Here is a 10,137-nt window from a genome sequence, read left to right on the forward strand (position 1 = left end):
CTTCTTTTGTCATTTACTTGAAAAAGCAACCCTGACGAGTTGATTAAAATCCTATTAAAAATTAACTTTGTCAGGATCATCCTGAGTTTTGATGCCTTGAATCTTATCCAAGACTGCCATATCTTCCTCTGATAAGTCGAAGCCGAAGATATCCAAGTTAGCTTTTATATTTTTAGGTGTCACAGACTTAGGTAGTGGCAAGAAACCTTTTTGAAGGCTCCAACGCAGAGCAACTTGTGCCACAGATTTACCGTTACGTTCAGCCACTGCTTCAACATCTTCATTTCCAAAAATGCTACCTGTACCTAGTGGACTATAGGCTTCAAGAAGGATATCGCGCTCTTGGCAATAGGCAACTAAGTCTTCTTGGTCACAACCTGGAGCCAAGAGGATTTGATTGACATGTGGAACAATTTCAGCTGTTTCAATAAGAGCTTCTAGGTGATGTTGCATAAAGTTAGACACACCGATAGCGCGCACCTTACCTTCTTTGTAAGCTTCTTCCATAGCCTTCCATGCACCCGCATTGCCAGCCTTCCAAGCATCATTCTCACGAAGCGCCTTTGGATTAGGCCAATGGATAAGCAAAAGATCCAAATAATCCACACCAAGTCTTTCGAGAGACTCATCGATAGAAGTCTTAGCCAACTCGTAATCGTGCTTATCATTCCAAAGTTTGGTAGTTAGGAAAATATCCTCACGTGCCAAATCACTATCAGCAATCGCCTTACCTACAGAAACCTCGTTACCGTAAATTTGTGCGGTATCAATATGTGTGTAACCCGCCTTAAGTGCGAAGCTAACGCTGTTATAGGCTTCTTCGCCTTCAGCAATTTGCCAAGTTCCAAAACCAATTTTAGGAATAGCAACCCCATTTGCAAGTGTATATGTTTCCATGATTTTCACCTTTTCTTTTTTTAATAGTACTATCTTAAATAAGATAAGGCAAAAATGCAAAGATTTGCTACGGCTATTATTATGAATAGTTCCTTACTTCTTTTTCCGATGTTCGTAACAGCCTTTGGAGATATTATTACTTGGGAAGAGAATGAATTTGTTGGTATTGTAAAATACAATCTTCAAAACTGCGACATTATTACCAAGAGCTTGAAATATTTTCTTCAGTATTTAGATAACTCATATGTGACTGATAACTTTGAACTGGATTTATATAGACAGGCTGTGTTAAAAGATGGTCCCTTGTCTTATAACCAATGTTTCGGTTTTGTTCCTTTACTAGCATTAGGTGCCTTTAAAGATGTGGAACATATGGATAAGCTAAAAACCTTGGAGCACATTTATCTCATGTACCAACTTACAGGCGGAGTAATGGACGATTGATAATAAGTAATCACCGTGAGGTGTTTTTTTCTATTAAATCGAGGTGTTAGATAAATAGCGAGTCTTTGATGAGAGTCGCTTATTTTGTGAATATAAACTTTTTGGTACAAAAAACAAAATGACAAGCAAAAAAGCCTTATAAATCAAGGCTTTTTCCTGTTGTTTAGATGCCCCCTACATGGATTTGTAAGAACTTTTCATATTGAAAATAAACAAAAATGTTGAAATATAGCTGATTTTAGGGAAATACTTTTAGGTATTTTCAATGTCAGGATTTAAAAATGGGGCAAAAGTGGGGCAAAAACGAATGACTCGTATTTTGTTTGAAAACCTATAATACCTAATGATTATGCTATACTAGATATATAGTGTTGTTATAAATAAATGTCGGCGTGAGATCAAATTGGAGAATAAAATGGAAAAACAAATTTCTACGCAGAATGGAATGCGAAAAAGTGATAATTAAAGAGACAAAAAAGCTGAGAATATGATTTCCCAGCTTTTTTGAATGCGATAGAAATAGCAACTAGACTATTTACGAAAGGCCTCAATAATGTAGGTGAAGCCAGTAACTAAAACTGAAAAGGCAATGACATAAACGACAAAGACACCTGTAGCCACTGGATTGAACAGAATCACTAGACCTAGTAAAAATTCAAGCAAGGCTACCCACGTGATATTGCTACCAATAATAGGGAAAATCAATCTTAGACGATTGCCTTTAAAGAAAGCAATAATGGCTTCTACAATTAACCAAATTCCTACAATGGTCGGAATGACGACCGGCAGGGTCACAAAGCCATAAGCAACGAGGTAAAGAGCTAAGAGAAGACTAACAAATCCTTGGAAAAGATAAACAGGTGAGCGAAGCTCTTTTGGTGCAGAGAAATAGCCTAAAATAGCTGCTATAGAAGAAACCAGTAAACCAAATGAAATCCACCAGCTGTAAGCAACAAGATTAGCTACTGGGTTTGTAAATAGGAAAAGTCCTAAAAGGACAAAAACAACTCCTGCAAGGAATAGCAGTAAACGATTAGAAAATTTCATTTCAATACCCCCTATATAGTATAGTTTTCTAATAAAACTATTATACTTATTTTTATAGAAAATGTCAATAAAATAAATAAACAATTTGGAAGTTTCAGTCTGACTTACAAAAAGAAAAGGAGTTTTCACTCCTTTTCACAGATTTAAGACAAAGTCCTTATAAAAGTGTCTTCTAAAGATTTTAACTTCAATCTGAAGCGAGGATATCCTCGCTTTTTTTATTTAATCTAATAGCTCCTTATTTTCAATTAAGAGCTCTAGTGGAGATTTATCCCTTGCTTCAATAAAACCAGGTTCATATTGGTTATGAAGTGTTCTTTTCTGAGAAGTTGGATCAATATACAACTCATCTCCATCTTCTGTGTATAGTTGGTTGCCTCTTGTTAAGTAAAGTAAATCCTCTAAGTACTGTCCATCAGTTTCTAGAAAATCTTCGATATATTTGACAGCTTTTAAAATCTCACTTACTTTATCAGAGTATTCATTAGATTCAAGAACACTCTTTTCTAACTCAATCTCTTTACTCGTTCCAAAGAGTTGGGTTGGAGTTGCATTAAAATATTCCGCTATCTTATCCAAATTTGCAAAGGTAGGATAGCTTTTTTGTTTTTCATAATCAGAGATGTCTGGAAAGATTGCTCATAAAAAAAATGTGGGGCAAATGATGGGGCAAATCAGTTATAGACAAGCAAAAAAGCCTTATAAATAAAGGCTTTTTCCTGTTGATTTAGATGCCCCCTACAGGGCTCGAACCTGTGACCCATAGATTAAGAGTCTACTGCTCTACCAACTGAGCTAAGGAGGCAAATAAAAAGCTGTATTGGTGCCGAAACTTCACGGTTTGTATTGAACCCGCGCAATTAAGCAGGTGGGCAACTCGCTCTAACTGAAGCTGTTTCCGTGTGAGACGGCCTACATGCTGTTAGAAGACTTTTGTTTCCCTAATAATACAAAAAATAGTCGGTCAACACTTAAATGTGAAGTCGTACACCACAGCGTTTCTATGATTATATGATACCACTTTTTCAAAAAAAATCAAGGGAAAATTTAAATTTTTGAAAAGGATTTCACAAATTTCGTAATTTATCAATGGTTTCCTTGCGTTGAGCCAGGGCCCGTTCGTATTTTCCACTATCTTCTGGAGAAAAGTAGTGATGGTCACGGATTTTTTCTGGTAGGTATTCTTGCTTGACCCAGTGACCAGGATAATTATGTGGATAGAGATAATTTTGGGCGTTACCCAGTTCCTTGCTACCGCTATAATGTCCATCTCGCAAGTGACGTGGAATCGGCAGATGCCCCGATGTTTTAAGGTCAGCCAAGGCCTTATCTATAGCCACGTAGGCTGAGTTAGACTTAGGTGAAAGTGCCAGATCAATGACGACATTGGCAATGAGAATACGAGCCTCTGGGAAACCGATTCTTTGCGCAGCATCCAAAGCAGTTACGGTATGAATCTGAGCTTCTGGATTAGCTAAGCCAATATCTTCATAGGCAATCACAGTCAAACGACGAGCTAGGCTAGGAAGATCACCAGCTTCTATCAAGCGAGCAGCATAGTGGAGACTAGCATCGACATCGGATCCACGGATGGATTTTTGCAGGGCAGATAGAACATCATAGTGTCCGTCTCCATCCTTGTCCATAGTGATGTAGCTTCTCTGAAGACTATTTTCCATGATATCGAGCGTGATGTGGCGGACACCGTCATCATTTTCTGGGGTGGAGAGAACTGCCAAATCAAGCGAATTGAAGGCAGAACGGAGATCTCCATTGGTAGATGTTGCGATAAAATCAAGGGCATCATCATCTAACTCAACAGGGAAATCAAAACCTCGTTCAGGGTCAGTTATGGCTATTTGAATGGCTTCTTTGACATCTTGGTTAGACAAGGGTTCCAACTCAAAAATCTGAACACGGCTACGAATGGCTGGCGTGACAGAAAAGAAAGGATTTTCAGTCGTCGCTCCAATCATAATGACCAGTCCACTTTCCAAGAGAGGCAAGAGGAAGTCTTGTTTAGTCTTGTCAAGACGGTGGATCTCGTCTAGTAGCAGTACAAGGCCACCTGAGAATTTAGCTTCTTCAGCAATTTCTTGCAGGCGTTTTTTACTATCAACAGTGGCATTGAAGGTTCGAAAGGCATATTTGGTCGTTCCAGCGATGGCTGAAGCGATACTGGTTTTTCCGATACCCGGAGGTCCATAGAGAATCATGGAGGACAAGCGGTTAGCCTCCACCATACGGCGGATGATTTTTCCTGGGCCTACCAGATGTTCTTGACCGATAACTTGGTCGATGGTTTTGGGGCGCATACGAAGCGCGAGATTGTCTGGCATAGCAGTCCTTTCTAACATGGATTTTCTGATACGAATGTGGTAATATGGTAGTATCTATTTTAGCATATTTCCGAGTATTCGGGGCGATTGAAGAGTCGTATAGAAAGAGGACAAAATGGCAACATATGGATTTTTAGATGTTTTACAAGAAGAGTTGGACAAGAACTTTCCTTTTGATTATGAGATTAGCTGGGACAAGCGTAATCATGCGGTTGAAGTGAGTTTTCTATTAGAGGCACAAAATGCTGCAAGGGTGGAGATGTTAGATGAAGACGGAGAGGTTTCGTCAGATGATATCCTTTTTGAAGAAGCGGTACTTTTTTATAACCCTGCCAAGTCAACAGTTAATGCAGAAGAGTATCTCACAGTCATCCCTTATCTGCCGAAGAAAGGTTTTTCTCGTGAATTTTTAGCTTATTTTGCACTATTCCTCAAAGATACTGCAGAGGTTGGGCTAGATGCCCTCATGGACTTTTTGGAAGACCCAGAAGCAGAAGAATTCGTCATGGAATGGAACCAAGAAGTCTTTGAAGAAGGGAAAGTTGGCTTGGAAGAAGGAGAATTTTATCCTTATCCGAGATATTAGGAGTCTAGCATGGAGCTAGAGATTTCTGATTTCACAGGCTGCAAGATTGCCTTACTTTGTGGAGATAGTGTCCTAACTATTCTGCGTGATGACAAGTCCAGCATTCCTTGGCCCAATATGTGGGAGTTGCCAGGTGGAGGTCGTGAAGGGGACGAAACTCCTTTTGAGTGCGTAGCGCGTGAAGTTTTTGAAGAGTTAGGGATTCATCTAACTGAAGATAACCTGCTTGGGAGTAAGGTCTACCCAAGTATGCTTTTTGAGAGGAAGCAGTCGGTCTTTATGGTTAGTCAGTTAAGTCAAGAACAATTTGACAGTATCGTCTTTGGAGATGAAGGCCAGGGCTATAAATTGATGAGCATTGATGAATTTCTTGGCTCAGATAAGGTTGTACCTCAGTTGCAAGAGAGATTAAAAGATTATTTAAAAGTAAGTGATTAGAAAGGACGGTTCGGTTAAATTTCTAAACTGAACCCGCCCTAAACACTGTGCCAAAAGGATAAACTTCTCTTAGATACAAGTGTCTTCAGAGAAGTTCCTATTTTGGCTTTGTGTTTTACGGGCTTGGTATCTTAATGATGGAAACATGGCAAGAGCTAAAAGTTACAGTTAAGCGTGAGGGGGAGGAGCTGGTCTCTAATCTCCTGATTGAGTTAGGTGCCCAAGGGGTAGCAATTGAAGATAGCATGGACTATGTTGGAAATGTGGACCGTTTCGGTGAAATTTTCCCTGAGGTCGAGCAACAGGAAGAAATCGTGGTGACAGCCTACTATCCTGAAACGGTTGATGTGGCAGTGGTTGAAGCGGACTTGCAGGCTCGCTTAGCAGAATTGACGGACTTTATGGACTTAGGAGAAGTCAAGATTGGTACGACTGCCTTGGCTGAGGAAGACTGGGCAGACAACTGGAAGAAATACTACGAACCAGCTCGCATTACCCATGACCTGACCATCGTGCCGTCATGGACAGACTATGAGGCGACTGCTGGGGAAAAGATTATTAAGCTAGATCCTGGTATGGCCTTCGGGACTGGAACACACCCGACGACTAAGATGAGTCTTTTTGCCTTGGAGCAGGTCCTTCGTGGTGGCGAAACAGTGCTAGATGTAGGGACTGGTTCAGGGGTTCTTTCTATTGCTAGCTCTCTCCTAGGTGCTAAGGAAATTTTTGCCTATGATCTGGATGATGTAGCGGTTCGAGTCGCTCAGGAAAATATTGAGCTCAATCCTGGTATGGAAAATATCCATGTAGCCCCAGGTGATTTACTTAAGGGTGTTGAAATTGAGGCAGATGTCATCGTGGCCAACATCTTGGCGGATATCCTCATTCATCTGACGGATGATGCTTATCGCTTGGTCAAAGATGAAGGCTACCTGATCATGAGTGGCATTATCAAGGACAAGTGGGACATGGTCCGTGAGTCAGCAGAAGCAGCTGGATTTTTCCTTGAAACTCATATGATTCAAGGGGAATGGAATGCCTGTGTCTTCAAGAAGACCAAGGATATTTCTGGTGTGATTGGAGGCTAGCATGCAGCAGTATTTTGTCAAGGGGAGTGCAATCTCACCTGTCACCATTGAGGACAAGGAAACAAGCAAGCACATGTTTCAGGTTATGCGTTTGAAAGAAGGGGACCAGGTGACTCTAGTCTTTGAGGATAGCATCAAGCGCTTGGCGCGCGTGGTAAATGTGGAAGCACGTCAGTTTGAGTTGGTTGAAGAATTAGCTGACAATGTAGAACTGCCAGTCCAAGTAACCATCGCATCAGGCTTCCCTAAGGGAGACAAGCTCGAATTTATCACCCAGAAAGTAACTGAACTTGGTGCTAGTCAAATCTGGGCCTTCCCGGCTGACTGGTCAGTCGCCAAATGGGACGGTAAGAAATTGGGTAAAAAGGTCGAGAAACTAGAAAAAATCGCCCTTGGAGCAGCAGAACAAAGCAAGCGGAATCATGTCCCTAGCATTACCCTTTTTGAAAAAAAGGCAGACTTTTTAGCTCAGTTCGACCAGTTTGATCGTATCGTGGTAGCTTACGAAGAGTCAGCTAAAGAAGGAGAATCAGCTGCGCTTATCCAAGCTGTTGCTGGGTTAGAAAAGGGAGCTAAACTGCTCTTTATCTTTGGTCCAGAAGGTGGTTTATCCCCTGCAGAAATTGAAAGTTTTGAAGCCAAAGGAGCAGTCCTAGCAGGACTTGGGCCTCGCATCCTACGAGCAGAAACAGCGCCACTTTACGCTTTGGGAGCAGTTAGTGTTATTCTAGAGTTAGTTAGAAAATGAATACTTGATAATTTTTCTATATTTCATTTCTATTTTTTAAAAAATTTATTAATAAAAATTTGGAAATATCTATAGGTAATTATGTTTAAATAACATTACTAATTAAATTTATAATTGGAGCTTAGGAATTATGGAAGAAGTAAAAACTACAGGAATTTTTGAACAGAAATTTGACCTATGGAATAAAAAATTATTAGATTTATCAAGAAGAAATAGACTATTAAATTATAAAGTTCGTAAAGCGGGAACATATAAACCAGACGGTGATATAGAAGAGTTATTTGATAAATTGGTAAATGGGAATGGTTTTGTTTTTAAAGATAGTAGTAATTCTCAAGAAGATGAATTTATCAGAAGTCGAAATAGGAAACTTGAATATATACGAAAACAAATTAAAGAAGCAGAAGACGAGCTTGGGTTTAATATAGGTTATGCAGCTTTCGGTATGCTAGAGTGGGGAGAGTCAAATTATTTTGATAAAAAATTAGAATCTCCTCTTGTTTTAGTTCCTATAAAGATTGTACGTGAAAACTTGTCCTCTCCTATAGAGATTACTATTAAAAATGATGAAGATATTGTTGTTAATCCAGTAATAAGCAAAAAGCTTTTTGATGATTTTGGTGTAATTATTGATAGTTATTATGATTTTTCTCAAATAAAAGATGTTTTAGACTATTTTAAACGACAAATTTCAGATTTCGATTGGACTATACATGAAACTATTGTCATTGATACTTTCAATTTTCAGAATTTAGTTATTCAAAAAGATTTAGAAAGAAATAAAGATAATCTTCGTAATAATCCTTTTATAAAAGCAATATTAGGAGAACAAACTGATGAAATTGATCAACTCTTTGAAGGTTATAATAAAGAAATTAATCTAAGAAAAGAACCTTCCATTAGTAGGTTGCAAATACTGGATGCAGATTCAAGTCAACAAGAAGCAATTAGTAGGGCGAGGAGAGGAGACAGTTTTGTTCTTCAAGGACCTCCAGGAACAGGGAAATCTCAAACAATAACCAATATTATTGCTGAACAACTAGGAATGGGAAGAAAGGTTCTATTTGTTTCAGAAAAACAGGCGGCTTTAGATGTTGTATATAAAAAATTACAGCATCAAGGTCTATCAGATTTTGTACTTACTCTGCATAATACAAAACAAAAGAAGGGTGAAATAAGAAATCAGTTACAGAGTGCGTTATTACTTTCTGAAAAATCCTATAAATTTAAAGATGAAAATTCATACTTGTATTCAATGCTTGATGAAGAAGTGAGAGATTTAGACGATTACGTCGATATTTTACATAATGCTAATAATAAAACTCAATCAATTTATTATTTACAAGGCAAGCTATCATCAGTAATAACAGCAGATGATTTACTGTTTGAAGTAGATGAATCGATTCTGGATCTTAGTCATAATGAGATGGATCAGCTTTTTCAAATGATTTCTAAATTTGCTAAGTTATATATAACGGATTCCACAAGACATAATAATAATCCATGGAAGAATTATGAAGGGGAGCTCTCGTTCACAAAAATTACAGAACTGTCTACGTTATGTAAGGATATAATTGAATTAAGAAATCTTAGTTTAAATCTGAATCAGAGAATTTCTTGTATACTTTCTAACACATTTAATCCAGCAGAAATGAGAGCGGGTTTTCATCTGTTGCAAAAATTAATGGTCGAAAAGAATGGAAGTTATTCATCAAGGTGGATTACATTAAATATAGAAGATATAAGATTAGATATTCTAGAATTAAAAAAGTTATTAAATCAACAACAGAATTTGATAATATCTAAAAATGATAACGAAAATGAAATTCGAGAAATTTTTGATGAAGAATTTTTAAGAACAGAAAATATAGAACAACTTATAAAGGTGCTTAAGTATGAGTATAATATGCCCTTCAAGAGATTATTTTCAAAAACTTACAAAGAAATTTTCAGAAAAAATAAATTATTAACTAAAGAATTAAAGTTAGATTATGAACAATTAATTTATAACTTCGAAAAACTTTCAAAAATTAAATCAGGTGATATTGAATTAGATAATTTGAATATCAAAATTAATGAAATTAAAAAAAGAATTAATGAAAAATTAGGTGAATCATATAATTATACAGATGAGATGATTAATGATATCTTAAACGGAGTTTCATGGTTACTTGAAATTAAACAGGCTTTTTATAAAGATGCTAAATGGACCATATCCGTTGAAGAACTACAGGAATTAATTGCTGGAGAAAAAGATGTTAATTGGTTAGAACTGGAAGAATTAGTTAATTCAATTCTAGATAATGAGCATAGATTGGATGTTTTATTGCAGGAGTTTTATAAATTGTTTCCTTCAATTGACAGAGATATTGATGATATCATTTATTTTATACAAGAATTAGATTTTTCTAAACGAGATGAATTTTTTGCTTATAAAAAAATTAAAAACGAACTTTTGGATACATATAAATTATCAGATTTTATTTCAAAACTTGAAAGACAACCAATTCTATCACAGAGGATTTATCCAATATTTTTAAAAAGATACTT

General features: G+C 37.3%; 9 protein-coding genes, 1 tRNA gene and 1 pseudogene. 6 read left to right on the forward strand and 5 right to left on the reverse strand.

The window, feature by feature from the left end; genetic code table 11:
* Window positions 1-54 precede the first annotated feature (54 nt).
* On the reverse strand, window positions 55-897 hold the full coding sequence (locus ACWPUA_RS05035) for an aldo/keto reductase (protein WP_454379556.1): 843 nt from the start codon (window positions 895-897) through the stop codon (window positions 55-57).
* A 102-nt stretch (window positions 898-999) separates the two neighbouring features.
* Between ACWPUA_RS05035 and ACWPUA_RS05040 the strand changes: the two are divergent.
* Window positions 1,000-1,341, forward strand: a pseudogene (locus ACWPUA_RS05040) (T6SS immunity protein Tdi1 domain-containing protein); the annotation flags it as partial.
* 531 nt (window positions 1,342-1,872) lie between these two features.
* Here ACWPUA_RS05040 and ACWPUA_RS05045 read toward each other — a convergent pair.
* From ACWPUA_RS05045 to ACWPUA_RS05060, 4 genes are all read right to left on the reverse strand, one after another.
* The gene (locus ACWPUA_RS05045; protein WP_006150850.1) at window positions 1,873-2,388 is read right to left on the reverse strand and encodes an HdeD family acid-resistance protein; all 516 of its coding nucleotides are present in this window, start codon (window positions 2,386-2,388) and stop codon (window positions 1,873-1,875) included.
* A 222-nt stretch (window positions 2,389-2,610) separates the two neighbouring features.
* Window positions 2,611-3,024 carry a helix-turn-helix domain-containing protein gene (locus tag ACWPUA_RS05050; RefSeq protein ID WP_232672988.1) on the reverse strand — a complete coding sequence of 138 codons (414 nt, stop codon included), beginning with the start codon at window positions 3,022-3,024 and terminating at the stop codon, window positions 2,611-2,613.
* Window positions 3,025-3,120: 96 nt separating this feature from the next.
* Window positions 3,121-3,193: transfer RNA gene (locus ACWPUA_RS05055), tRNA-Lys, on the reverse strand.
* A 262-nt stretch (window positions 3,194-3,455) separates the two neighbouring features.
* Window positions 3,456-4,727, reverse strand: coding sequence for a replication-associated recombination protein A (locus ACWPUA_RS05060; RefSeq protein WP_414265557.1), 1,272 nt, complete (start codon window positions 4,725-4,727; stop codon window positions 3,456-3,458).
* Window positions 4,728-4,842: 115 nt separating this feature from the next.
* On the opposite strand from ACWPUA_RS05060, the gene ACWPUA_RS05065 reads away from it, so the two are divergent.
* The 5 genes from ACWPUA_RS05065 to ACWPUA_RS05085 form a co-directional block, all read left to right on the forward strand.
* Window positions 4,843-5,313 (forward strand): DUF3013 family protein, encoded by a 471-nt coding sequence (locus ACWPUA_RS05065; RefSeq protein ID WP_281137494.1) that lies wholly within the window; start codon window positions 4,843-4,845, stop codon window positions 5,311-5,313.
* Between the two features lie 9 nt (window positions 5,314-5,322).
* Window positions 5,323-5,751 (forward strand): NUDIX hydrolase, encoded by a 429-nt coding sequence (locus tag ACWPUA_RS05070; RefSeq protein WP_454379559.1) that lies wholly within the window; start codon window positions 5,323-5,325, stop codon window positions 5,749-5,751.
* A gap of 137 nt (window positions 5,752-5,888) precedes the next feature.
* Window positions 5,889-6,839, forward strand: coding sequence for a 50S ribosomal protein L11 methyltransferase (prmA, locus tag ACWPUA_RS05075; protein WP_454379571.1), 951 nt, complete (start codon window positions 5,889-5,891; stop codon window positions 6,837-6,839).
* Between the two features lies 1 nt (window position 6,840).
* Window positions 6,841-7,587, forward strand: a complete 747-nt coding sequence (locus ACWPUA_RS05080; protein ID WP_454379561.1) for a 16S rRNA (uracil(1498)-N(3))-methyltransferase — start codon at window positions 6,841-6,843, stop codon at window positions 7,585-7,587.
* A gap of 130 nt (window positions 7,588-7,717) precedes the next feature.
* Window positions 7,718-10,137 (forward strand): DUF4011 domain-containing protein (locus ACWPUA_RS05085; RefSeq protein WP_454379563.1); only part of this gene is annotated, 2,420 nt, incomplete at its 3' end.

This window comes from Streptococcus sp. Marseille-Q6504, assembly GCF_965111625.1.